The following is a 23,589-nucleotide window of genomic DNA, read 5'->3' on the forward strand; positions in this document are numbered from 1 at the left end:
CCTTGAATCCGGTAACTCAATAGTGAAACCGGGCACCCCTCCCCCGCTTCCGTGCTAGCACTGCAAGTCTCCGACGACCCTTAGGTGTGCCAGCGTCCCCCACCACGTCTCGATCCACAGTTCGATCCGCAGCACGACATGATTTATGAGAAATTACTAATACAAAAAACTCTTCCCATTGGCTCGGAGCAGGGGCTAATATCCTGAATTGAGGCACTTATCAAGGAAGATAATGCCGAGAGCTGACCCTTACTTTTGAGTAAGGGAATATGAGTGGAATTTTAGTGTGACGCACTATTATTTCGTGGCAACTCATTCGCAGAGTTCTCCCTCGAGAACCTGCCTGAATTTTTATCCCTGAGCACCCACGCCCATATTTTATGCGCAGGTCTCCGGCGACATTTTCGTCGTGCGCTTTCCCCACCACATCTTGGATGGAGTCTGTCATGAAAAAAATGTCAATTCTGGCTGCCCTTTTGCTCGGGCTGGTCACAGGTATCGGCCCGGTAGCCGCTGCACCGCCCGATCCCATCGGCTCGTTCACGTTCGTCAACCGAGACTGTGGCTACAGGATCGAGATAACAGTCACCGGCAAATCGGGAGTAAATGAACTTCCCGGCGGGGCCACCATCATCACCGCACCTGGACAGGAAGCGACCCTGACGAACATAAAGACCGGCGAAAGCGTCACCTATGTTATAACGGGTGCCACGCACATCGACACGTCTTCTCCGGGTCTGCAAGTAATCACATCCACGGGCAGAAATGTCCTCATTGTCCCTGAAGGCGACAGAGAAGGTCTTTACCTTACTCTCGGCACGGTGACCTTTGTGCTGGATGATAAAGGCCGCCAAGTTAGCGCCTTTGAGGGTCCGGGGCAAGTGACGGACATCTGCGCCCTTCTCGCCTAGCAGCGCAGACCGCATTCCTACCGAAGCACGACGGCGGGTGGCCGGCATTTCTGCCGGCCACCCGCCGTCGTGCGTTTTTGTTATGGTGCGGGTCAGCGCTATGGCACATGATCCACGAACGGCACCTGGGCGACGTACTGCTGATAAAGCTTCAGCGCCTCGTCGATGGCGATGTGGCCAAAACTCAACGTCACCTGCAGCCCTTCCAGTTGCGCGTTTGCGGTCTCGGCCGCGCTCACCTTCTCGGCGAGTGCGTGTGAATTGGCAAAGTTCGTGGCCAAGGCCGCGGCGACGGAACAAATGACGGCGGCAAGGCACAGGAAGCGCCACACCACGGAGTCGTCATCGAGCGAGAAGATGCCGCGGACCGCTTCGGTGAATCCCGTGCCGCCGACAGCCGGGCCGGCGGTGAGCATGGCGGCCAGCGCGCTGCCCACGATGCTGATGTTGGAGAGCTTGTTCCGGCGCGGCCGTTCCCGTCCAATGTACGAGCGGAGTGCCTGCTGCTTCTGGTCGATGCGGTCGGACAGCCGTTGCCGCGTATCCGCTGAGTCGTCCATGGTCCGCTACCTGCCTCCCGCTCCGATGATGCCTGCAGGGTCAGGATCCCACCGCCCGGAATGCCGGTCCAGACTCGACTGCTGCTCGCGGCGACTCCGCGGACGGTAGGCGGCGGACTGGCGGCGGCGGACCGACACGAAAACGGGACCGGTTTGTCTCTCTGTCCGGGGCACGCGGGCTTGTGTAGTTTTAGGTTCTAGTGGCGGGACTGCAAATGGCGCAGCCCCCGCCCAGCCTGACGCGAGCACCGGACGAGAGGCGACGAACATGGCAAAGACATCGGGTGTGGCACCACTGCTGGCCGAAGCACTGGCCATAGTCCTGGGCACGGAGGAGATCCCCATCAGGCTGCGGGCCTGGGACGGCTCGGAAGCGGGCCCGGCGGCTGCGCCGGTCATCGAGTTCCGGTCGCGGCGGGCGTTGCGCCGGATCCTGTGGTCGCCGGGGCAGCTGGGCCTGAGCCGGGCCTACGTGGCCGGGGAAATCGACCCGCACGGAGACATCTTCGCGGCTTTCACGGCCCTGAGCTCGGCCGGCAAGTTCGCCGAGCCCGGGCCCTTCCGGAAGCCAACGGCGCGTGAGCTGGGGACCCTGCTCGCCACCGCCGTCCGGCTGGGCGCGGTGGGGCCGAACCCCGCGCCGCCACCCGAGGAAGCGAAGGTGGAAAGGCACGGCCGGCGGCACTCCAAGAAGCGGGACGCCGCGGCCATCTCGCACCATTACGACGTCGGCAACGACTTCTACCGCCTGGTCCTCGGGCCCTCGATGGTGTACTCGTGCGCGGTCTTCGACAGCGAAGACACGTCTCTGGAGGCCGCCCAGGAAGCGAAGCTCGATCTGGTCTGCCGGAAGCTCGGGCTGAAGCCAGGCATGCGCGTGCTGGATGTGGGCTGCGGCTGGGGCAGCTTTGCGCTGCATGCCGCGGAGCGGTACGGGGCGAACGTCGTCGGCGTGACGCTGTCCACCGAGCAGGCGGAGCGGGCCCGCAAGCGGGTGGCCGAGGCCGGGCTGACCGAGCGGGTGGAGATCCGGGTCCAGGATTACCGCGACATCGACGACGGCACGTTCGACGCGATCAGCTCCATCGGCATGTCGGAGCATGTGGGCCGTGAACAGCTCGGACGCTACGTCTCCAAGCTCCACAGCCTGCTGCGCCCGGGCGGCCGGCTGCTCAACCACGCCATTTCCTGGAACGCCGGGCCCACAGTGGACGATCCCGACTCGTTCATCCCGCGCTACGTCTTCCCCGACGGCGAGATGCTCAGCCTCTCCGACATGATGGTGGCGCTGGAGGGCGGACGCTTCGAGGTGCTCGACGTCGAGGCCCTGCGCCGGCACTACGCCCTGACGCTGCGGGCCTGGGTGCGGAACCTGGAGGAGAACTGGGACGAGGCCGTGCGGCTCGCCGGTGCAGGCCGGGTCCGGATCTGGCGCCTGTACATGGCTTCGAGCGCGCTGGGGTTCGAGAGCGGCCTGACGGGCGTGAACCAGGTGCTGGTGCAAAAGCACGGCGGCGAGGAACCGCCGCTGCGGCTGAGGGAATGGACCGCTGCTGGTTGAGCCGCTGGTTGAGCTTGTCGAGATCGCTGGTTGAGCCTGTCGAAACCAGCTGTGTCGAAACCAAGCGCGCCGACCCTTGATCTCGACGGAGCGGGGCCGGACTGGTCCAGCTTCGTGGTGCGTGACGGAAACCTGATCACCGGCCAGAACCCGCAGTCCAGCGTGGACGTGGCCAAGGAGGTCATCAAGGGCCTCGCTGGTTAGGTCACAGCGCACTGCCAGATGCACCCGTGAGTTGTAAACTCCAACCATCTGCCCGTGGCGACAGCTGTGATGGGAGGCCTCCAATGAACGCTCCAACCATACGTCCGCTAAGGCGCGTACTCGGCCGCGGAGAGCCCGTCTGGTGGGCCATGTTTATAGGAGGCCTCCTTTGGATCGTCCACGGCTACTACCGGAACCTGACACCGCATGGTCCCGACGTCCTGTGGCAGGAAGATCGTCAGTATTCACCGGTGCTCAGTGCCGAACTGTTCGTGCTGTACAACCTCCCCGGCGTCCTGGCGCTGCTCCTGACTGCTTGGGCAGCGCTGTCTTACCTCGCGTTCGTCCCTGCTGCCCATTCACGGCTGAGGCGGACCGCCCGAGTACTTGTGGCGCTTAGCCTCGTCCTTGCCATCATCGCCGCAGCAGGGCAATTGATTCAGTTCGACCCTTTGACAACCGGAGGGCTCAGCCTTGGCGCCCCAGTCGTGGGCCTGGCCCTTTTCCTGTCAGGAGTGGCAGCCACCGGGGATGGCCACGACAGGAATGGAAATCCGAAGCTGCTGGGACTGGGTCTGATGCTGCTAGGCGCAGTCGGGATGTTCGTCCTGCCCCTGCGGCCGCTGATGTACGCGCTGGAACTACTGCCTCTTGCCTTCGGCGCCGCCATATTTGCCCTGTTCGGCACGGGATGGATCATTCTCGGCTTCAGCCTCCGGAACGCCGCAGCCAGGGACACTGGAACCGCCTGCGCATGATCACCGGAGCTTTCTGCCCTGAGAGCTGCACCATCAGTCTGCTCCCGCCGGACGTCTGCTTGCCGCCCGTTCCCAGTGCTCCCGCAACAAACCCGCGAGCCGTTCCGGTTCGATCCGGTGCGGCGGATCGAAATGGTGGCGCTCTTCGAAAACTTCCAGGCGGAAGTCCGGGAACACCGCGGACAACCGGCTGGCAATCTCACCGTAGTCGTCCGGATTACTCCGGGCGCCGAGGGCGAAGAACACCGGCCGGTCGAAGCTGGCCAGCATGCCGCGGTCCAGTTCATAGCTCTTGAAGGTCCGTACAAACGCCATGATGCCCGCCGGTCGTTTGGCCATCCACGGCGGAGGGACGCTCGCCTGCGGCGGCAGAAGGACGACGTCGGGCCTGACCGCCAGCCGCATGAACGCCTTCATGAACTCTTCTGGCGGCAGGGCCTCCAGCGCGTCATGGTCCTTCCATACCTTGGCGTGGGCAGGGCTCCAGTCCCAGCGGCCGGCCCACGCCGGTTCCAGCAACGCCAGGCTCTGCAATCGCTCAGGGTGCTTGGCGGCGAAAGCCAGCGCCACCGCACCGCCGCCGGAATAGCCGACCAGATGGAACGTCGCCCAGCCCCGGGCGTCGGCTTCGCGCACGACCCCCTCAACCTCTGTGTCCAGGCTCCAGTCTGCAGGGGGCTTGTCGTACACGTAGAGTTCAAGGTCTTTCGCGTTGGCCTCAACGTCCGGCCCCAAGGCCTCAATCAGGGCTGCATAGGCTAGCTCGGCGGGAAGCACGGCGCCAGGGAGAAGCATCGCCCGAATCGGTTCCATGGACGCAACCATACGCCTGGAGCCACTGATCCCCAGAGCTCTTACAACCGTCAATGAACGACGGCGTGCGCCGGTTGAGCCTGTCGAAACCCGACCGCAGGGGACCCTTGATCTCGACAAGCTCGATCAGCGGCTCAGTCACCCATGCCCGGGTGGACCTTTACGAAGTCGATCTTGTTGCCCGGGCTGGTTTTCCTCTTCGCCGGGGAACGTGAGAAGCCCTTAGCGTCCAGGTGGTTCTGGGCGCGGTATTCGGCCAGGGCGTCGTCGTAGGCCTTGTTGAGCCGGCCGCCCGAGACCTGTTCCGTCGTGCCATCGGCAAAGGTGATGGAGATCAGGACGCTTTCCGGGAAGTGCCGGTTCATCCGGATGAAGCCTTCTGCGTCCTGCTGGAGAGTAATCAATGTGTTCCGCCTTATTTGTCGTGGCTTCTAGTCTCCCGCACTTTCAGGCTGCGGAGTGCGGCGCCGCCATGACACGAGACCGTGACAACGAAATGTACCCGCGGCAACGGCACCGTGAACTCCGCTCCTGCTAGCCTCCTCCTATGACAACCGGACCGATGGTCGGGTCAACCGATCCTCCCGGGACGGCCCCGGAGATAGCGATCTCGGACACTCCGGCAGATCCGGCCAATAGCACTCAACCAACCCCCACGGATCCCCCGGGCCCGGCCCGCACGTGGAGCCTGCTGCGCGAGTGGTCCAGGGCGTTCGTCTTCATGCTGCTGGCGCTGATACTCGGGGCGGCTGTCACGATCGTGGGGGTCCGGGCCGTGGTGCACCAGCTGGAGACGACGGCCAGCCAGGTCCGGCTCGAGTCCCGCACGGCAGCAACATTGGCCGCCGCGGTTGACGACCACGAGCAACTGGGGCACCAGCTCCTGTCCGGGGCGCCGGTCAACCGCGAGGCGTTCGTGCTGCAGCAGCGGGACATCTCGGACCTGTTCGGGCACGCCGCCGAGGTCCTGCCGGAGGAGAACGGGATGCAGGCCGCGCTCCGCCAGGCCCGCCAGGACTGGCAGTCGGCCCTGGCGGCGCGCGGCCTGTGGGGAGACCAGGTGCTGGAGCTCAACGGGAACCACGTGGCCGAGACTCCCGCCTTCGCCACGGCCAGCAAGGGCGTGCGGGACAAGCTCATAGGCATCCAGAGTTCCTCGCTCGAGGCGCTGGACAGGGGGCTCGTTGACACCGGCGACCTTGAACAGCTGCTGATCGTAGCGCGAACCGGACTCCTTGCCGTGGCCATCGGCGCCACCCTGTACTTCCGCCGCCGCATGGTCAAGGACCTGATGCGGCCCGTGAACAGCCTGCGCCGCGGCGTCCATAAGCTGCAGGCCGGGGACTACAGCCATCGCATCGACATCGCCCGGCGCGACGAGCTGGGCGAGCTGGCAACCGCGTTCAACGGGATGGCCGCAGCCCTGCAGGACAGCCACGCCACGCTGACCCACCGCGCCACCCACGACGCCCTCACCGGCCTCGCCAACCGGGCTGCCCTGACCGAGCGGCTGGCCGGTTCGTTCGCCTCCGGCAGCGATCTCAGGGCGCAACACGAGGGCCTGCTCTTCATCGACATTGACGACTTCAAGGACGTCAACGACTCCTTCGGCCACGAGGGCGGCGACGAGCTGCTCGTCCAGCTGGCTGCCCGGCTCCGGGCCAGCGTCCGCAGCCACGACATGGTGGCCCGGCTGGGCGGCGACGAGTTCGCCGTCGTCGTTCTGGATAACGACGACGGCACTCCGGCGACGGGGCCCGTCGCCGAGCGGATTTACGAGACGCTGATCGAGCCGTTCCTGATCGGCGATCATCCGCTGTCCGCGTCCGTGAGCATCGGCGTGGCCCAACGGAGCGCCGAAACGGCGGACGCCACGGAGCTGCTGCGGCAGGCGGATACCGCCATGTACGCGGTGAAGCACGGCGGAAAGGCGCGCTACGAGGTGTACAGCCGCGAGGGGAACCAGCCGAGACGGCAGGTGCGTCCGTCGCTGTCGAAGCAGGCCACCGACAACTCCTCCTGAAGCGGGCGCCGCGGGCGCACACTCCTCCCATGGGACCGGACGCAGACGCCGCTACCAAGAAACCGGAGCCCCCGGGCGGTGATGCCGCGGAGGTGGACACCCTCATTGTCGACGCCGGGCAGGCGGGCCTGGCCACGAGCTACAGGCTCGGCCAGGCAGGCGTCGAACACCAGCTGCTCGAGCGGCGCCCCGCCCTGGGCGGCGCGTGGCAGGACCGGTGGGATGCGTTCGTCCTGAACACGCCGAACTTTTCGCTCGTGCTGCCCGGCATGCCCTACGACGGCCCCGACCCGGAGGCCTTCATGCCGCGCGCGGACGTCGTGGATTACATGCGGACGTACGCGGAGACCGTCGGTGCACCGGTCCGCACGGCACCGCAACCCGGAGCAGCTGCCCGCGGGTGCCGCCCTGATAGTGGGGACCGGCCAGTCCGGCGGCCAGATCACGGAGGAGCTGCTCGCTGCCGGCCGCGAGGTCCATCTGGCGGTGTCCACCTGCCCGGAGACGCCGCGCCGGTACCGCGGCAAGGACATCCTCTACTGGCTGATGCAGGTGGGCATGCACGGCTTCGAGTACGGGCTGAACGCGCTGACCGTGGGGCAGTTGCCCTCCCCCGCGGCGCGGTTCGCCTGCAACCCCCTGGTGTCCGGCGCCGACGGCGGCCACGACATCCACCTACGGGACCTCGGCCGCCGCGGCGTCCGGCTGCACGGCCATGTCAGTCATCTGGGCCACCGGCTACAGGCTGGACTTCAGCATCCTGGACATCCCGGTCCTCGACGAGTGGAACTATCCCCGGCACAGCCGGGGCGTCACGGAGCATCCCGGACTCTACGCCGTGGGGCTGCCCTGGCTGACCGGCCAGGGCTCGTCGATCTTCGCCGGCGTGGGCAGGGATGCCAAGTACATCGCGGAGCACATCGCGCGGAACCCTGGTTGAGCCCCGCCGGTTGGGCCTATCGAAACCTCGAAACCACGGCTGGTTGAGCCCCGCTGATTTAGCCTGTCGAAAAGGTCGGGGTCGGCGGAGCTGTTCTCGACCGGGGTTGCGGCCCCGGAGGCGCCGACCTGGCCCGCAGCGGCCATCACTGCCCCGCACCGGTCAGGGCGAGGCTGGGCGCACGACGATGGCCGAGCCGCACTGGTTGATGATCGTGCCGGAGCTTGAGGCTGCGGTCGCGGTTTTCGCGCCAGTGGCGGACGTATCGGTCAGCGATAGGAAGTCGACCTCGATGGCCGCGTTCGACTTGGACGCAGCGCTTGACGTTACGTCGCCAACCTCGGCCGTCCCCGACGGTGGCGTGAATGTCGTGGTCGCCGAGTTGGTGCCGTTCCTCACGCCGTGTGCGGTCAACAACAACGCCCCCGACGTTACCGGCGAGATCGACGGGGCCCGGACATCCGGGTAGGGCACGCCAGTGTTGGTGTCAGTGGTGGGCGTAACGTCCAGCGGCGTGGTGGCGTCTGCGCCCTGCACGGCAACCGTCACCCAGGCATACCGGGAGGCGGGTTCAGGCACGCTCGGCGCGGTGTCGCCGGACTGCATCACCCGATACCAGACCGCCTGGTGCGCCGAGCTGGATCCGGCGCTGGTGAACTCGGCGATTGCCCGCGTCCATCCCGCGGGAGTCGTGACGTTCGCCGACCCAGCCACGGTCACCTGCGAGAACAGGAAGACTACATCGCCGGGCTGCCAGCCTGCTGGCAGGGTGGGCGTGTACGAGCCCGAAGAGGACAGCTCGCCAGATCCGGTTGCCGACGACCGGACAGTCGGTGCCGGCGAAGGCGTCGGCGTCGGCGTCGGTGTCGGCGAGGGCGTCGGTGTCGGTGTCGGCGTCGGTGTCGGCGTCGGCGTCGGTGTCGGTGTCGGCGAGGGTGAAGGCGATGGGCTCGGTGAGGATGCCGTCCGGGTGAGCGTGAAACTGTCGGTGAAGGTCCCGCCCGAGGCGCCGACGAACTGACCGGTCAGCGTCGTGTCGGTCACCGACACCTTCAAGAAGCCATACGTCGGGTTGTTGTTGCTGCCCATGAACTGCTGGAAGTACGGCGCCGTCGCAGTGTTGCGCTCGCTGTTGAGCGACCTACCGCCCGAACCCACGGTGGCCAGGATCGTCCCGGTGCCGGCGGTGAACTGGGCATTGGGGTTCGTGTCGGCCACACAATCGGGGTTGAAGGTGCCGACGGGGATGGCCGTGCAGGTGCCCTGGAGCGCGAGCGGGTAGCTGCGCGCGTACGCGTGGTCGTGTGCCTGCAGGTAGAGGTCCGCCTTCTTCGCCACCAGCAGGTTCATCAGGTCAGGGCTGGCGGCGCAGGGGTAGTTGACCATCGATAGGCAGTACATGTGCATCCCGACGATGACGAACGGGATCCCGGCAGCCCGTGCCGCGTCGATCGCCGACGACACGAACTTGTAGCCCTGCGTGCCGGCCCGGTAGGACCAGTCCAGGGTCGTGCCGCTGAAGGCCAGCTTCGGGGACACCATGATCACCCGGACCAGCGGGCTGCCGGCCGGGTAGTCCGTGTAGTACTGCTGGCCATAGGTTCCTGTCGCGCCGAGCCGGTCCGGCAGGCACGCGGCGAACTTCGACCACACCCCGTCGGGTCCGTCGTCCTCGTGGTTCCCGGACACGAGCTCATAGGCCATGGTCCCGGCGTGCTGCGTGACGAACGAGCACCAGGACGACTCCGGGGTGATCTGGGAGTAGGACATGTCGCCGAGGTTGAACATCGCCGCGGTCCCCGCGTTGCGCGCTGCGTCGATCACCTTGCCGGTCACCGTGTTGCCGCCGGTGTCGCCGGCGAACCCCAGGCTCACCGAGGATGCGGCGGTGGCCCGGGGCTCTCGCGATGTGGCGAGAGCGTAGGCATTGGCGAGAACGAGTGCGCCGCCGAGCAGGACGGCCAGCGCTCGGCGCAGTGGGCGGCGCACGCGCCGGCGGCCGTTCATCGACAGCTCCATTCGGTCGCGCGGCGCAGCCCGTTGGCTGCCGCGGAGAACCCGACGACGACGGTGGTCCCGCCCTGCCGTGACACCGAGCTCGCCGACCCGGACACTCCGGCGAACTGGTCGTCCGAACCCGGTGGCAGGATCCGGGCGCTCTTGCCGACCCACATCACCGCCTGCGGTCGCGACGCGCGGAAGTACGGCGTGCTGCCCGCTCCGACGGCGATCCCCGCAATGCCTGCCAGCGCGCTCGAGGCGGGGCCGGCGGCCGCTGCGCCCAGGTCGGTGATGAGGCCGGAGGCGTTCCATTCGACCGCGTGGGTTCCCCCGGGCACGGCACTCTGGCCGAGCGCCTGCCCGGCGGAGTCGATCGCGAGCACCACACCGCCTCGCCCGGCGAGGGTCGGCAGGGCCCTCGGGGTGCCGGTCGGCTCCCACAGGACCGGAGTACCGCCGTCGGCGAGGGCCACCCCGCCGATCGTGCCGTCCGGGCCGATCGCGAACGCATGACCGCCCCGCGCACCGGAGGGCAGCATGAGCCGGCGGGGTGCCGCGGTCACGGTGGACCAGACAGCGGGGCGCTCGTCCTCGTCGGCGCCCGGCCCGTCGGAGTGCTCCTCGTCGTCGATCAACACCCCGACGACGACGCCGCTGTCCGACACCATCGACGGGAGCGCGATGTCACCAGGGCTAACGGGGAGCCGATGGTACATCCCGTTCCGCCACCACCAGCCCACCAGCACCTCATGGGTGGCGTCATACCCCGTGCCGACGACGACTCCGGCCCGGTTCGCCGAGGTGGGGACCGCAGTCTGGAGTGGGACCGTCAGCGGGGTCGGCCGACCGTCCCGCCAGAGCACCGGCGCGGACCCGCCCGTGGCGGTGTCGGCGATACCGACCACCAGGCCGTTGCTGCTCGCCGCGATCGCGTTGCTGCCCCGGCCCCCCAGGCCGGCGAGCAGCCGCACGGCACAGTTCGTGGCAGCGCGCATTTCACCCTCAGCAACCGACGCCGCAACCGGCACCACCACAAGACCACACCCCAGCGCCAGCAGCAGCGCTGCCAGCAGTGCCTGAAGCCGCATATCCCGCGACCTGCGCAGATGAGGACCAGCCGAGCGATCACCTCCCCGCCTTACGCCAAGCCGGGAAGTCCTGCGGCCGCTACCACGCCCGCCCATGTGAAAAAATCCGTAGTCCAGCAATGTTGCTCCCCGGAGTTGAACTCCATATTCCCAGCAGCATCTGCAGCAGAATGGACCATTGCCATGGGTGCCCTGTGACTACGAGCCTAGGATTCAGGTCAGGCGGGTGTCACGAGTAACAGGTACCTACTTCGAAGCTTGGAAAAAGCGCTCCGGTACTTGGGAGGTACTCACTCCCCGCCACCGTTCCACGATCACATCGTCCGGCCCACTCGGGTGGGTCAAGGCTCTCCATGGCCGGTGCCACCGTGGTAGCGTCCGGCAGTGTGTACGGCTCCCCGGTGGCATCAGGCATCCGCGTGAGCCCGAGGTTGGTGGAATGGCTGATCAGTACTGCGATCAGGATCCGCTTCAACTCCGGGCTGCGGGCCTGTTTGCCCCCGGCATGGGTGAAGCAGTCCAGGTAGCCCGTGCGCTTGTCCAGCTCGATCAGCAACGACACGATCGGCGCGAACGGCAGCACCTCGGTCAGCTCCGCCCGATGTTCGGCTAGTACTACGGCGACCCCAGCCCGTCAAAATCAAGGGGACCCTGAGAACGTCGCCTACCCCGCACCGACAGCGGCGAACTCCGCCGGCATAGCCAACCCGGCCGCGCGGAACCATTCCTTGGCCCCTGCCTGGACCGAAGACATCGCGAGCTGTTCGACAACCCGCTCCGGTGGTCCTTCGAAGACTGATGCCCCGTGCTGCAGGCCTTCCGTGGACACGCTGCCTGCGAGGACCTGAAAGAGCGCCGGCTGACCCATAAGGGGAAGCTTCTCGCCCTGACCATCGGTCAACACACCCCAGCGCGACGCAAAGAGCGAAAAGGTCTCCGGACGTTCCCCGTTGTCCAATACGAGCGGACAGTCGTCCCCGGTGAGCTCAATCCGCTGGTAGTTGAGCTCCGTTTCGTCGAGCGCCATCAGTTGGCGCTCATCAAGCCACGCCACCCAGACCGTGCTGCGCCTCCCCCTCTGGGAATACGGAGCGGCCGCGATGTAGCCGGACTTGCTCACGTGCGCCGAGTGACCGACCCCTACGTGGTGCAACTGACCACGGACCAGCGGCAGAATCCTGCTGACAGGTTGCCTGAACCGTGCGAACTTTCTCCTCAGGACGTCGGGACTGGAATTCGCGCCGATTGAGACCACGGGAGAACGGGAGTCCAGCGGCTCCGCGTTGGCTTCCGCCAAGGCCTCACTGAGGCGGGAGGTGAGCGCGTCGTCTGCGCCATCCAGCAGGGCCGACTGCCCCAGCGGCAGGTCTGCTACCAGCTGTAGCGGCAGGAAATCATCGCCATGCATGACACCCGAGGCTTCGGGCCGACTCCACGGATATTGCAGGGGATCAATCTGCTCTGAAGACACAGACATATACCGACCCTACTCCTCGCCGCAGCTCAGGTGAACAGTGGTCACGCAGCTACGGTGACTATAGGGGTCGGACTACTCCTGCCGGAATCTGCGGCTCCAGTTGGAGATCCACCCTGTCTTCAGGCGCCGCGCGAACCACGTCTCGAGTGCGTCGATGCTCCACGACGGTGCCCGCACCAGGATGATTTCCCGGTCCTCCCGGAAAACCTCGTTGACGCCGTCCTCGCGGGCTAGCTTGCGGACCAGTCGGTCGATCTTGCCTGACCATTCGTGGGCGATCTCGTCGCCCAGACCGATCTCGAAGTCGTACCCGCCGGGTTCGTCGCGGACGTCCTCGACCTCGAAGAGCGGCTCTGGTTCCATCGTCTCGGCGGTGTCACCTTCGGGCTTGTTCAGCTGTTCGATGAGGCGCCGCGCATACGCGGCCATCTCGTCATCCGGCGATTCCCGGACCCTGTGAAGGGTAGCGCGTGCGCTGACTACTGGGAGCCCGGGCAGAAAATTGTGGATCTCGCCCTTGCCGCTGACGAGGACCGGGTGCTTGTTGTAGGCGTAGCGCTTGATGCGATGGTGTGCGGTCTCCCAACGTGCCAGCGGCGCACGGTCCCGCACCACTGCGGCGAGGTAGGACACGAGCCCGTCCAGAAGAATCAGGGATTCCAGGGACAGGGTCAGCTCCTCCTCGGTGGTGTGCCGTTCCCACGACGGCCACGTCTCTCGCGGTACGGAAGCGGGGTCCGTAGCGTCTGGGCCGTCCCGCTCGGTGAGGCGGGAGAGCAACCAGCGCCACAGGGGAACGAGGCTCTCAGGGGTGCCGTCGAGGAGCACGTCCGGGTCTTGTCCGTCGGCCACCAGGCGCTCCCGGAGTCGCTCCAGTGCCGGGCCGCGTTCGTCGAGGAACTCCTGGAGGGCGGCTGCGGCTTTAGCTTTGGTCAGGTCGCGATAGTTAGTCCTAGATGTGGTTCTCGCGTTGAACCAATTCACTGTGCCTGTAGCCATGCTGTGCTTCTTTCCCCCACGGGCGATGCGGTTCCGCGGTCAGGAATCCGTCCTGGCGCCCTTGCGGCAGAGCCTATGTGCAGTTGAGGGACCGTGCAATGGGACAGACGGCGGAGCATTACCCAGCACAGCCGGGTTAACAAAAGCAGGGCCCGTCAAAGACGGACCCTGCTCGAAACCTTACGGTTCCGGACTCAGAAGAGTTAGCTGGAAGCTAAGTCTTAGAGAGCCTGGATGTTTACGGCCTGGGGACCCTTGGGGCCCTGCTCGGTTTCGAAGGAGACCTTCTGGTTCTCTTCGAGGGAGCGGAAGCCGGAGGAAGCGATCGCAGAGTAGTGTGCGAAGACGTCCTGTGAAGAGTCATCGGGGGAAATGAAGCCGAAGCCCTTTTCAGCGTTAAACCATTTGACGGTACCAGTAGCCATTATTTTTGTCCTTCGTGAAGGTGGAGGAAAAGTCCCGACTTTCGGGTCCTCCGGTGTGGGGTGTTCAAAACCGCTACTTCAGAAGAACGCGGACTTTCGACCGCGCGTACTGCCTGAACTACCAAATACAAACACAACAACGGTCTCTACAATACACGGGTTTCAGGTCGGCGCTGACCAAAGGACCAATCGGCGAAGTTCCACGAAGTACAAAGGGCTCCGGCTCGAGCAGGGAAATCTTCAGCTAGCGCCTGGCCCAGCGCCGGAATGTGGTCTCGGTTCAGACGCGCCCTCTTGTTTCCGCGCTGCCCTGTCGAGAGCTTCCAACACCCGCGCGTTGTTTGCCGCGTCCGTGAGATCGTAGCGGAGCGGCGTACCGTTTAGGACGCTGTCCGCGAAGTGTTCGCCCATCCGTACGAAGTGGTTTTCGCCCTTGACCTCGTGATAGATGGTGTCCTGCCCGAAGTGATGCTCCTCCAGGACCGAATCCTCCTCCAAGACCCCAAAAGGATTGTCGAGGTAGAGCCGGCCCTCGGTGCCCGTGAGTTCTAAAAAGTTGCGGCGCTCGAGGTTCACTCCGGTATCAAAAAGCACGGTTGCGCTGCCGGGGAAGCGCAGCATGCCCGCAATGCTGGCGTCAATTTGACCGCCGTCGTTGGCGTCGCGGTAGTTGCCAAAGGCGGCGACGTGAACCGGCTCCTGCGCCGTGACCATCCGGCTCACGTTGACGCAGTAGCACCCCGTGTCGAAAAGTGCGCCGCCGCCGAGCCCGGAATACCAGCGGATGTTGTCGTCCCCGCCCGCGTCGAAGGAGTGACCGACGTGGACAAATGTCAACTTGCCCACCGCATGGACCGCGAGCAGCTCCTGCAGCTTCTCGAAACGCGGGTGAAAACGGTACATGAAGCCTTCTAAGACTTTGAGCCCGGTCTCGTCGGCCTTGCGCGCAATCTCCTCGCACTCGGCGGCGCTCATCGCCAAAGGTTTTTCACAGAGGACGTGCTTGCCTGCGTCCAAGGATTTCAGAATCCACTTGAGGTGCAGTGCGTTCGGCAGCGGAATGTAGACAGCGTCGATGTCCGGGGAAGCGAGCAGCGCCTCATAAGAGCCAAACGCCTGTGGGACGCCGTGCCTGTCGGCGTACTCCCTAGCCTTTTCCTCGGTGCGGGAAGCGATACCTACGACCTCACCGTTTTTCGTTTCCTGCAACGCCGGAATTGTCTTGCGGACGATGCGGGCGGTGCCCAGGACGCCCCAACGCAATTTCTCGCTCATTGAACTCTCCTTTTTTACAACCTACCCCGCCTGAGAAGGGTTCTCCGAGACCGCTCGGGCGACCCGGCGGCCACCGACCGTCCATAGCCTCGCCCGGGCCACCGGAACGCAATATGCTTCACACAAACCAGCCCGCTGGACTCCCACACGAACCGGAAGAAGAAGCCATGCAGATGCCCAAGCCGTCAGAAGCGGACAAGGAACACTTCCGCGCCATCATGCCGTCGGATCCCAATGTGGTGGTCAAGCCGATGTTCGGCAACCTTGGCGCCTTCGTCAACGGGAACATGTTCGCGGGCCTGTTCGGCCCCACCATCGGGGTTCGGCTTTCGGACGCCGACCGGGCAGTGCTGGAGGGGTCCGAGCGGACCGTTCCCTTCGGACCGGAGGAGCGTCCGATGGGCGGCTACGTCGGGTTGCCCGAGATCTGGAACGCCGAAGGCGACGGCGATGAAGCGCGGGAAAAAGCGTGGGTGACCAAGGCCTACAGCTACGTCGCCGGGCTGCCGCCGAAGGAGCCGAAGGTGTCCAAGCCCCGGGGGAAGAAGTAGCCGCCGACGCCGGGCCCTCCGCGAAGCCGCGGCGGAGGATCTGAGAGCAGACGGATGTGCGTTTGAAGCCTAGGGCAAGACAACATTCACGAGCTCTGACCGGCTGCCTGTCTCCAGGTCCTCGGTAAGCACCAGCGCACCGACCTGGGGGCAGTGATATTTATGCTCCCGCGAATTCTTTTCAAGCGGCGTCCAGTCGTAGACCTTGACGCAGTCGGTGTATGTGCCTGATTTCGTGGAGACGGTCTCGCCGGTAGCGACGGTGTCCCGCATATCTTCGGCATTTCCCACGTAAAATTCCTGCCTATAGGAATCGCCGACGCGCTGCTCGGCCTTCATCCAAATGCCGGCTTTTGCCCCGTCTTTTCCATGGAGAAAGCTGCCGGAATGGTGCAGCAACATCCCGTTCCAGTAGTTGTTCACGTCCTCGCCGAAGTACCACACATCGCCGTTCTTGTGCTGCGCCAGATAATCCCGGGTTTCCTCTACCAGCTGCCCGTTCTTGTATTCCTTGTCCAGATAGACCACCGTCTCAACGCCTTCTATCGTCATGGTCTCCCGCAGGATTTCGATTTCGATCCTCTCGGTGACTCTTCCTTGCTGGGTAGTCTCGTAAGTCAGTTTTTTGCCGACAGGGAGGGCGAAGTATTTATTGGTGATTTGAGTGGTGAAATCGGCAGGGTTGACCTGCGGGGTGTACTCCGCGGCCCTACTCCGTTTTGTGTTGTCGAAGACAAAAAATGTCGCCCCGCCAACAACCAGCAACAGGACGATGCCACCAAAGAAGATTTTGGTTCGTAGATTCATGACCTTTCCCACTCCTTCTGAGTAGAAATTCCTATAGGGGGTCAGAGCACCGTTGCTTGCCCATGGCCATAGGAAAAAGGTAGTGCAGTCCGCCCTGAACCAGAACACCCTCGACGAACGTCGCCGGCCCAACAGGAAAGACTCGAACGACGACGGCGGGACTACGTCGCGCTCGATGCTCCAGTCAGCGTCGGCGAGCGCCAGCCCCTCCCCTAGCCATCTCCGCGGTCATGGACCCTCTTGCCGGGCGGTGGGCGTTACACCGACTCTTCCTCCACAGAAAATGTCGGCGGTGCCCTTTAGAGTGAACCCAGGACGCAACTCGGGACACCACGAGGACCAGATGGACTACTACGCAATCAACGCCCTGCGTGAAAACCACGCAGGCTGGTCCCTCCTGCGCGCCCAAAACGCGCCGCTCGCGGTCTCGTTCTTCATGGCGGCGTTCACCGGGCCCAACCAGCGCAACCTGGGGCGCCAGCAGCTCATCGACAGCCTGGACGACGTCCTGTTCGGCCTCAGGGACACCTACGGGGAAGACAAGTTCCCGCGCCAGGCGTCGGAGTACTTGGACGACTGGGCGGCACCCGAAAAAGCCTGGCTCCGGAAGTACTACGTTCCCGGCCAGGACGAGCCCCGCTACGACCTCACCGCCGCCGCGGAGGACGTGGTGCGCTGGGTGGAGAGCCTGCGCGGCCGCGACTTCGTGGCCACCCAGTCCCGGCTGACCAGCATCTTCGCCGTCCTCAAACAGCTGGTCCAGCAGTCCGAAACGGACCCAGAGGTACGGCTCAAAGAACTGCAGCGCCAGCGCGACGGCATCGACGCCGAAATGGAGCGCATCCGCGGCGGCAACATCCGGGTCATGACGGCACCTGAGGCACTCGACCACTTCCAGCAGCTCACCACGCTGGCCAAGGACCTCCTCTCCGACTTCCGCGAGGTCGAACAGAACTTCCGGAAGCTGGACCGCCAGGTCCGCGAGCAGATCGCCACTTGGGACGGCACCCAGGGCGAGCTCCTCGAATCGATCTTCGCCAACCAGCAGGACATCAGCAGCTCACTGCAGGGCCGGACGTTCCAAGGCTTCTGGGACTACCTCATGTCCCCGCAGCTACGGACGGAACTGCGGGACCTCCTCCAGCGCGCAACGCAGATCGAAGCCCTCGCCAAACAGGACAACCTCCACACCGTGGTGAACCTCCACCAGGACTGGCTGCCCGCCGTCGAGCAGACCCAGGGAACCGTCCGCCAGCTGTCCCAGCAGATGCGCCGGCTGCTCGATGACAAGGTGTTCCTGGAAAACAAGCGCATCATGCAGCTCATCCGGAGCGTCGAGTCCGGTGCACTCGCCACCCGCGAGCAGCCGCCGTCGGGAGACTTCATGGCCATCGCGGCACCATCGGTCGATATCACGCTGCCGTTCGAGCGCCCGTTGTATGAGCCGAGCCGAAGGGTCCTGGTGGACGACGACATCCTCACCGCCGACGACGCGGATGTTGACGCCGGCGCCCTTTTCAGCCAGTTCCACGTGGACAAGGAACGCCTCAAGGCCAATATCGACGCCGTACTCGCCGAGGCGGAGCAGGCCACCCTCGCGGAGGTCACCGCCGCCTATCCCCTGTCCCAAGGCTTGGCGGAGATCGTGGCCTACTACCAGCTCGCCACCGAGTCCGACTGGGCCAGCATCAACCCGGAAGCCGAGCAGCAGATCTCCTGGCAGTTGCCGGACGGCAGCATCCGCGAAGCAACCATCGAGCAGATCATCTTCGGAAGGCCAGCATGAATCCGGCAGCAGAAACGGAAACCCGGACGCCCGAGGAACTTCCCGGCGTCGTCACCCGGCTATTCAAGGGTGTGCTCTACGCCGAAGGGGATGAGAAGGTGTGGCAGTCGCTGCTGGGCTTGTCCTCGCAGGTCCGCGACTACGTGTCCGTGCTGGGTCTGGACCTGATCCTGGACGAATCCGAAGGCTACGCGTTCCTGAAGTCGCGCGAGGACGCGGACGGAACACTCCCCCGGCTGATCCCGCGACGGCAGCTGATCTTCAACGTCAGCCTGCTGCTGGCCCTCCTGCGCGGCCGGATGCTGGAGTTCGACACCAACAGCAGCGAGCTCCGGCTCATCATGACCGAACAGGACATCGCCGACATGGTGGCGGTCTTCCTGCCCGAATCAAGCAACGAGGCCAGAATCATGGACCGGCTCGCCACTGACATCAAGAAAGTGGTGGAACTCGGATTCCTGCGGAAACTCCGCGGACAGCCCGGCACGTACGAGGTGGCCCGCATCCTCAAGGCGTTCGTGGACGCCCAGTGGCTCGAGGAGTTCGACGCGCGGCTGGCCGACTACCGCGCGACACTCGCCGGAACGCCACTCGCCGAGGCCGCTCTCGCCGAGGCTGCTCTCTCCGGGACAGTGGCAACGGAGGCGGAAAGCAAATGAGCACGGAACTGCAGGACACCCTCTTCACGCTGGAAGAAAAAACGGACGACGGCGGTCCGCCCCCGGGTTTCCGGCTGCACCGTCTGGAGCTACTGAACTGGGGCACCTTCCACCAGGGCGTGCGGACCTTCCGCCTGGACGGCGACAACAGCCTGCTCACCGGCGACATCGGCTCCGGAAAGTCGACCGTCGTCGACGCCATCACCACCCTGCTACTGCCCGCCAACCGGATCGAATACAACAAGGCCGCCGGCGCGCAGAAGAAGGAACGCTCGCTGATGTCCTACGTCCGCGGGTTCCACAAGAGCACGCGCAGCACCGGCGGCGAATATTCCAGGCCGGTGGCGCTGCGGGGCACCGGCGCGCTGACGGTGGTGCTCGGCGTCTTCCACAACGCGGTGTTGGACAAGTCGGTCACCCTGGCCATCACCCTTTGGGCCACCCAGGAGGCGGGCCAGCCCAGCCGCTTCTATTCGCTGGCGGCGAGTGACCAGTCCATTGGGGCCGACTTCGCGAACTTCGGCCAGGACCCCGCCAAGCTGAAGAAGAAGCTCCGCGCGGCCGGCGCCGCAGTCCACGACACTTTCGAGCCCTTCGCGGCGGCCTTCAAACGTGAGTTCGGCATCAAAGGAAACCAGGCCATGGACCTGTTCCACCGGACCGTGTCCATGAAGCAGGTGGAGAACATCACCTCCTTCGTGCGCACCAACATGCTGGAGGAGGACGACGTTGCGGCACGGATCGGCAACCTCATCCACCACTTTGATGACCTGAAAAAGGCCCACGACGCGGTGCTGCGGGCCAAGGACCAGATCGCCCTGCTGACGCCGATCCGGGACGGCGCCGCCCAGCATGCGCGGCTGACTCTCGAGGATGAGCTGGCCCGCCAGCAGCGGGACCAGCTGCATCCCTGGTTCACGGACCGGAAGCTCCAGCTGAGCCTGGAACACCAGTCGGAGCTGCAAAGAACCGGGGAACGGCTGCAGGAGGAGAGCACGAAGCTCCGCACCGAGATCGCAGGCCGGCGGCACGAGCTGTCCGCCATCCAGGAGGACATCCGCACCAACGGCGGCGGCCGGCTGGCCGCTATCGATGCTGATATTGCCCGGCTGGCTGACCAATCCGGGACGCAGAGGCAGCGCTTTGAAACCTACGCCACCGCTGCGAAGGACCTCGGACTCCGGCCCCCGGAGGACCGGGTGCTGTTCTACTCCAACCGGGCCCGCCTCGGGGAGGTCGAAACGCAGCTCGGCACCCAGTCCGATGAGCTTCAGGAGAGCCGAACCGGGCTGACCATCACCCGCACCGAGCTGACCACAGGGCTGAACGAGATCGGCGCTGAACTGCGCAGCCTACAGTCGCGCCCCAACCTGCTGCCGCTCCCCCAGCTGGAGCTCCGCCGTCGGCTGTGTGACGGTACCGGAATCGCGGAAACCGCGCTGCCGTATGCCGGCGAGCTGCTGCGGGTCCGTGACAGTGAGGGCGCGTGGGAGGGTGCCGCGGAAAGGACGCTGCACGGCTTCGCACTGTCGTTGCTGGTGCCCGGCGAGCACTACACGGCCGTGAGCGGCTGGGTGGATGCCAACAACCTGCGCGGCCGGCTGGTCTACCTGAAAGTCGGGGAAGCCGGCGCTCCCAAGACGGCCGAACCGGGCACGCTGGCCGCCAAGATCGCCATCAAGCCGGGTACGCCGTTCCGCAGTTTCCTGCTGGATGAACTCGCCACACGGTTCGACCACTTCTGCTGCGACACCCTCGAGGATTTCCGCCGGTATCCCAAGGCACTGACCGTCAACGGGCAGCTCAAGGGCGGCCGGGGCAGGCACGAGAAGGACGACCGGCGGGAACTGACGGACCGGCGCAACTATGTGCTCGGCTGGGACAACCACGACAAGATCAGCCGCTTCCTCGCCGAGCAGGACGAGCTCAAGGGCCAGCTCCAGGTCACGGACGCCCAGCTGAAAAAGGTCAACGCTTCCCTGGGCGATCTGGGCAGGCAGAACCAGCAGCTCGGCACCGTGCGCTCCGTGGCGGACTTCGGCGAGATCAGCTGGCAGCTCACGGCCCGGCGGATCGAAGAGCTCAAGGCGGAGAAGCTTGAGCTGGAGACCGCCAGTGACGTGCTGAAACAGCTGACCGCCAAGGAAGCCGGCGTGACTGCGGAGCTGGAGCGGCTGGAGGACAAGGCCGGCAAGCTGCGCGAACGCCTGGGCGCCAACGACAAGGATGCCAAGGACATCGCGGAAGCGATCGCCGAATGCGGCGACGTCCTTGCGGAGACTCCCTTGACGGACGACGGCGGCGTGCTGGCCGCCGTCGAACAGCTCACCGCCGCTGCACTCGGCGACAAGACCCTGACGTACAAGAACACCGGCACGGTGGAAAGCTCGGTCCGCTCCGGACTGACGGACACGATCGATGCGCTGTCCAAGCGGATCGCCCGGGCCGCGGAGAGCACAGTCCGGCTCATGGCGGACTTCCGCAACAAGTACCGGAACGAGACCACCGACATCGACGCCGCCCTGGAGGCCGCCGGGGACTACAACCGGCTGCTGGAGCAGCTGGTCAGCAACGATCTCCCCCGCTTCGAGGCCCACTTCAAGGAGTCGCTGAACCAGAACACCATCCACGAGGTGGTGGCGTTCAACGCGTTCCTGGACAGCCGGCGGCAGGACATCGTGAACCGGATCGGCGAGATCAACCAGTCGCTGGCCGGGATCGAATACAACCCGGGCCGGCACATCCAGCTGGAGCACCAGAACACCTCGGATCAGGACGTGCGCGAGTTCGGCGTTGACCTGCGGGCCTGCTCGGAGGGGACCATCGGCGACGAGGACCAGTACTCGGAGCAGAAGTACCTGCAGGTGGAGCGGCTGATCGAACGCTTCCGCGGCCGGGACGGGCTGACCACTCTGGATGAGCGGTGGACGGCCAAGGTCACGGATGTGCGGAACTGGTTCACCTTCTCGGCGTCGGAGAAGTGGACCGAGACCGGCGAGGAGTTCGAGCACTTCACGGACTCGGGCGGCAAGTCCGGCGGCCAGAAGGAGAAGCTGGCGTACACGATCCTGGCGGCGGCGCTGGCCTTCCAATTCGGGCTGGCTTCTGGCACCGGGAATGGTGGCGCGGCTGGCAAGAAGGCGAGCGGCGGCCGGAGTTTCCGGTTCGTGGTGATTGACGAAGCGTTCGGGCGCGGGTCCGATGAGTCCGCGCGGTACGGCCTGCAGCTGTTCCAGCGCATGAAACTTCAGCTGCTGATTGTCACGCCGCTGCAGAAGATCCACGTGATTGAACCCTTTGTCTCGCATGTGGGATTCGTGGCGAACACGAACGGTGACGACTCCCAGCTGCGCAACATGACCATCCAGGAATACCGGGACGAACGGGACCGGCGTGCCAGTTGAGTCGTCGAAGTGGACTACGGTCGCCGGGCTGCGGGTGCTGTCGCTGAAAGCCTGGACCAGCGGGGCGTTGCTGCGCGAACTGCTCGAACCCACCGGCGTCTATCCCCGCCGTCGAGCCTTTAAACGCCCGACGGCGGCCGCACTGTTGAGTGATTACGCTGCAGCCCAGCGGTGGGCTGCTGAGCTGTTCGCCGGGGCCGGTCCGTACACGCTGGAAACAATGGAGGTGGGGCGCCGCACGGTGGGCTCCAACCGGATCCCGGCCGCGGCAGTTTTCGCGACTGTGGAGGACGAGGTCGGGTTTATTGGCAAGTCCCGCGAGGCCGCGCGGTTCCGGGACCTGGCCGCGGCTCTTGGCGGGCTGGATCCGTTGCTGACAGGTTGGGCCGCGCGGCGCCCGCTGAAGCTGCTTGAACTGGGCGATGACGTTCTCTCCGCCGCGCAGGTGGCGCTGTGGCTTCGGGACAATCCAGCACCCGGAATCTACGTCCGGCAGCTGGGACTGCCCGGCGTGCACACGAAGTTCATTGAACGGCACAGGCAGGTCATTGATCAGCTAATGGCGGCCATTGCGCTTGGCTCCGATAATAGTGAGGCGAAGGCCGACGCCGAAGGTCTCGAGGAAGATCCCTTGGAAACTGCCGTGCCCGAGGTTGCCCTCGACGACGGTGCCGGCCGTACCCCGGCGGCACGCTTCGCCCGCCGGCACGGCTTCCTGCATCCGCCGGAGCTCGTCCGCTTCCGTGTCCTCGACCCTTCGATTCCCATGCTGGGCGGTGCCCGGGACGTTACCGTGACCGCCGAGGCCTTCGGCACGCTGCGACTGCCTGTGCACACGGTGATTGCGACGGAGAACCAGGTCAACTTCCTCGCCCTGCCGGAGCGTCCCGGGACGCTGGCTCTCTACGGCGCCGGCTATGGATTCTCGTCCCTGCAAGATGCGGCATGGCTCCGCGAATGCCAGGTCCTGTACTGGGGCGATATCGACACGCACGGCTTCCGGATCCTGGACCAGCTCCGGGCGGCGCACCCGCACGTGCGGAGTGTGATGATGGACGAGGAGACGCTGCTCGCGCACCGGGACGTTTGGGGACGGGAGCCGTCACCGTCAAGGGCTGCACTGACGAGGCTCACCCCTGCAGAAGCCGCAGTGTACGAAGCGCTGGGTGACGACAGCTACAGTTCAGCCGTCCGCCTCGAACAGGAGCTCATCAACTGGAACTGGGCACTGAAATGTCTCCCCCGGGTGGTTAGGCCTGTCGAAACCAGCACTTGGAGCAGCCGGTTTGAACAGCTGTAGCCGCAACCGTACAAATGCCGTACATTTGGTCACAGGAGGCTAGGGCA

Annotated in this window: 20 protein-coding genes and 2 pseudogenes; 11 read left to right on the forward strand and 11 right to left on the reverse strand. The window is 65.2% G+C overall.

The genetic code is table 11. The features are described from left to right. Positions 1-446: 446 nt before the first annotated feature. Positions 447-911, forward strand: coding sequence for a hypothetical protein (locus J7I89_RS15650; RefSeq protein ID WP_214972157.1), 465 nt, complete (start codon positions 447-449; stop codon positions 909-911). Between the two features lie 98 nt (positions 912-1,009). Here J7I89_RS15650 and J7I89_RS15655 read toward each other — a convergent pair whose 3' ends face one another. Continuing rightward, complete coding sequence (locus J7I89_RS15655) at positions 1,010-1,471, reverse strand: hypothetical protein (RefSeq protein WP_214972160.1); 462 nt, start codon at positions 1,469-1,471, stop codon at positions 1,010-1,012. A 268-nt stretch (positions 1,472-1,739) separates the two neighbouring features. Here J7I89_RS15655 and J7I89_RS15660 point away from each other — a divergent pair, with 268 nt between their 5' ends. From J7I89_RS15660 to J7I89_RS15670, 3 genes and pseudogenes are all read left to right on the forward strand, one after another. Continuing rightward, entirely contained in the window at positions 1,740-3,032 is a 1,293-nt protein-coding gene (locus tag J7I89_RS15660; protein WP_214972163.1) for a cyclopropane-fatty-acyl-phospholipid synthase family protein, read from the forward strand. A gap of 93 nt (positions 3,033-3,125) precedes the next feature. Then, positions 3,126-3,236 (forward strand): annotated as a pseudogene (locus J7I89_RS15665) (type 1 glutamine amidotransferase domain-containing protein); the annotation flags it as partial. An 83-nt stretch (positions 3,237-3,319) separates the two neighbouring features. Next, positions 3,320-3,994 carry a hypothetical protein gene (locus J7I89_RS15670; protein WP_214972175.1) on the forward strand — a complete coding sequence of 225 codons (675 nt, stop codon included), beginning with the start codon at positions 3,320-3,322 and terminating at the stop codon, positions 3,992-3,994. A 33-nt stretch (positions 3,995-4,027) separates the two neighbouring features. Here J7I89_RS15670 and J7I89_RS15675 read toward each other — a convergent pair whose 3' ends face one another. Together J7I89_RS15675 and J7I89_RS15680 are read right to left on the reverse strand one after the other, a co-directional pair. Beyond that, positions 4,028-4,807, reverse strand: coding sequence for an alpha/beta fold hydrolase (locus J7I89_RS15675; protein WP_214972177.1), 780 nt, complete (start codon positions 4,805-4,807; stop codon positions 4,028-4,030). 134 nt (positions 4,808-4,941) lie between these two features. After that, a complete protein-coding gene (locus tag J7I89_RS15680) occupies positions 4,942-5,211 on the reverse strand; it encodes a hypothetical protein (RefSeq protein ID WP_214972180.1) in 270 nt (89 codons plus the stop codon). Positions 5,212-5,354: 143 nt separating this feature from the next. Between J7I89_RS15680 and J7I89_RS15685 the strand changes: the two genes are divergently transcribed. After that, positions 5,355-6,830 (forward strand): diguanylate cyclase domain-containing protein, encoded by a 1,476-nt coding sequence (locus tag J7I89_RS15685; protein ID WP_251045407.1) that lies wholly within the window; start codon positions 5,355-5,357, stop codon positions 6,828-6,830. Positions 6,831-6,859: 29 nt separating this feature from the next. After that, positions 6,860-7,770: pseudogene (locus J7I89_RS15690) on the forward strand (flavin-containing monooxygenase). Positions 7,771-7,932: 162 nt separating this feature from the next. Here J7I89_RS15690 and J7I89_RS15695 read toward each other — a convergent pair. The 7 genes from J7I89_RS15695 to J7I89_RS15725 form a co-directional block, all read right to left on the reverse strand. Further along, positions 7,933-9,777, reverse strand: coding sequence for a hypothetical protein (locus J7I89_RS15695; RefSeq protein ID WP_214972182.1), 1,845 nt, complete (start codon positions 9,775-9,777; stop codon positions 7,933-7,935). Beyond that, positions 9,774-10,955: a hypothetical protein gene (locus J7I89_RS15700; protein ID WP_214972193.1), complete on the reverse strand. Its 1,182-nt coding sequence runs from the start codon at positions 10,953-10,955 to the stop codon at positions 9,774-9,776. Before J7I89_RS15700 ends, J7I89_RS15695 begins: the two co-directional genes overlap by 4 nt. Before the next feature lie 133 nt (positions 10,956-11,088). Next, a complete protein-coding gene (locus J7I89_RS15705) occupies positions 11,089-11,442 on the reverse strand; it encodes a Tn3 family transposase (protein WP_214972195.1) in 354 nt (117 codons plus the stop codon). An 81-nt stretch (positions 11,443-11,523) separates the two neighbouring features. Further along, positions 11,524-12,336 (reverse strand): hypothetical protein, encoded by an 813-nt coding sequence (locus J7I89_RS15710; protein WP_214972197.1) that lies wholly within the window; start codon positions 12,334-12,336, stop codon positions 11,524-11,526. 72 nt (positions 12,337-12,408) lie between these two features. Continuing rightward, positions 12,409-13,335: a hypothetical protein gene (locus tag J7I89_RS15715; RefSeq protein ID WP_214972200.1), complete on the reverse strand. Its 927-nt coding sequence runs from the start codon at positions 13,333-13,335 to the stop codon at positions 12,409-12,411. A 221-nt stretch (positions 13,336-13,556) separates the two neighbouring features. After that, entirely contained in the window at positions 13,557-13,760 is a 204-nt protein-coding gene (locus J7I89_RS15720) for a cold-shock protein (protein WP_024365339.1), read from the reverse strand. Between the two features lie 240 nt (positions 13,761-14,000). Beyond that, positions 14,001-15,035, reverse strand: coding sequence for a Gfo/Idh/MocA family protein (locus J7I89_RS15725; RefSeq protein ID WP_214972204.1), 1,035 nt, complete (start codon positions 15,033-15,035; stop codon positions 14,001-14,003). Between the two features lie 167 nt (positions 15,036-15,202). Here J7I89_RS15725 and J7I89_RS15730 point away from each other — a divergent pair, with 167 nt between their 5' ends. Next, a complete protein-coding gene (locus J7I89_RS15730) occupies positions 15,203-15,586 on the forward strand; it encodes a TfoX/Sxy family protein (protein ID WP_214972207.1) in 384 nt (127 codons plus the stop codon). 69 nt (positions 15,587-15,655) lie between these two features. On the opposite strand, the gene J7I89_RS15735 is transcribed toward J7I89_RS15730, so the two are convergent. Beyond that, positions 15,656-16,393 carry a hypothetical protein gene (locus J7I89_RS15735; RefSeq protein ID WP_214972216.1) on the reverse strand — a complete coding sequence of 246 codons (738 nt, stop codon included), beginning with the start codon at positions 16,391-16,393 and terminating at the stop codon, positions 15,656-15,658. 292 nt (positions 16,394-16,685) lie between these two features. On the opposite strand from J7I89_RS15735, the gene J7I89_RS15740 reads away from it, so the two are divergent. From J7I89_RS15740 to J7I89_RS15755, 4 genes are read left to right on the forward strand one after another with little or no spacing between them, the layout of a single operon-like run. Further along, complete coding sequence (locus tag J7I89_RS15740; RefSeq protein WP_214972218.1) at positions 16,686-18,179, forward strand: DUF3375 domain-containing protein; 1,494 nt, start codon at positions 16,686-16,688, stop codon at positions 18,177-18,179. Next, positions 18,176-18,838, forward strand: a complete 663-nt coding sequence (locus tag J7I89_RS15745; RefSeq protein ID WP_214972221.1) for a DUF4194 domain-containing protein — start codon at positions 18,176-18,178, stop codon at positions 18,836-18,838. The genes J7I89_RS15740 and J7I89_RS15745 overlap by 4 nt, the downstream gene beginning before the upstream one ends. After that, the gene (locus J7I89_RS15750; RefSeq protein WP_214972224.1) at positions 18,835-22,242 is read left to right on the forward strand and encodes an ATP-binding protein; all 3,408 of its coding nucleotides are present in this window, start codon (positions 18,835-18,837) and stop codon (positions 22,240-22,242) included. The genes J7I89_RS15745 and J7I89_RS15750 overlap by 4 nt, the downstream gene beginning before the upstream one ends. Beyond that, on the forward strand, positions 22,232-23,542 hold the full coding sequence (locus J7I89_RS15755) for a Wadjet anti-phage system protein JetD domain-containing protein (RefSeq protein WP_214972227.1): 1,311 nt from the start codon (positions 22,232-22,234) through the stop codon (positions 23,540-23,542). The genes J7I89_RS15750 and J7I89_RS15755 overlap by 11 nt, the downstream gene beginning before the upstream one ends. Positions 23,543-23,589 lie beyond the last annotated feature (47 nt).

Source organism: Arthrobacter sp. ISL-5, from assembly GCF_018613835.1.
Taxonomy (GTDB): Bacteria; Actinomycetota; Actinomycetes; order Actinomycetales; family Micrococcaceae; genus Arthrobacter.

What these genes read in the sequence shown, in the direction of transcription:
- J7I89_RS15735 (WP_214972216.1), bottom strand. Translation starts at nt 16,393, where the DNA reads ATGAATCTACGAACCAAAATCTTCTTTGGTGGCATCGTCCTGTTGCTG.
- J7I89_RS15670 (WP_214972175.1), top strand. Translation starts at nt 3,320, where the DNA reads ATGAACGCTCCAACCATACGTCCGCTAAGGCGCGTACTCGGCCGCGGA.
- J7I89_RS15715 (WP_214972200.1), bottom strand. Translation starts at nt 13,335, where the DNA reads ATGGCTACAGGCACAGTGAATTGGTTCAACGCGAGAACCACATCTAGG.
- J7I89_RS15745 (WP_214972221.1), top strand. Translation starts at nt 18,176, where the DNA reads ATGAATCCGGCAGCAGAAACGGAAACCCGGACGCCCGAGGAACTTCCC.
- J7I89_RS15750 (WP_214972224.1), top strand. Translation starts at nt 18,835, where the DNA reads ATGAGCACGGAACTGCAGGACACCCTCTTCACGCTGGAAGAAAAAACG.
- J7I89_RS15685 (WP_251045407.1), top strand. Translation starts at nt 5,355, where the DNA reads ATGACAACCGGACCGATGGTCGGGTCAACCGATCCTCCCGGGACGGCC.
- J7I89_RS15655 (WP_214972160.1), bottom strand. Translation starts at nt 1,471, where the DNA reads ATGGACGACTCAGCGGATACGCGGCAACGGCTGTCCGACCGCATCGAC.
- J7I89_RS15725 (WP_214972204.1), bottom strand. Translation starts at nt 15,035, where the DNA reads ATGAGCGAGAAATTGCGTTGGGGCGTCCTGGGCACCGCCCGCATCGTC.
- J7I89_RS15675 (WP_214972177.1), bottom strand. Translation starts at nt 4,807, where the DNA reads ATGGAACCGATTCGGGCGATGCTTCTCCCTGGCGCCGTGCTTCCCGCC.
- J7I89_RS15730 (WP_214972207.1), top strand. Translation starts at nt 15,203, where the DNA reads ATGCAGATGCCCAAGCCGTCAGAAGCGGACAAGGAACACTTCCGCGCC.
- J7I89_RS15650 (WP_214972157.1), top strand. Translation starts at nt 447, where the DNA reads ATGAAAAAAATGTCAATTCTGGCTGCCCTTTTGCTCGGGCTGGTCACA.
- J7I89_RS15660 (WP_214972163.1), top strand. Translation starts at nt 1,740, where the DNA reads ATGGCAAAGACATCGGGTGTGGCACCACTGCTGGCCGAAGCACTGGCC.
- J7I89_RS15720 (WP_024365339.1), bottom strand. Translation starts at nt 13,760, where the DNA reads ATGGCTACTGGTACCGTCAAATGGTTTAACGCTGAAAAGGGCTTCGGC.
- J7I89_RS15695 (WP_214972182.1), bottom strand. Translation starts at nt 9,777, where the DNA reads ATGAACGGCCGCCGGCGCGTGCGCCGCCCACTGCGCCGAGCGCTGGCC.
- J7I89_RS15710 (WP_214972197.1), bottom strand. Translation starts at nt 12,336, where the DNA reads ATGTCTGTGTCTTCAGAGCAGATTGATCCCCTGCAATATCCGTGGAGT.
- J7I89_RS15700 (WP_214972193.1), bottom strand. Translation starts at nt 10,955, where the DNA reads ATGGGCGGGCGTGGTAGCGGCCGCAGGACTTCCCGGCTTGGCGTAAGG.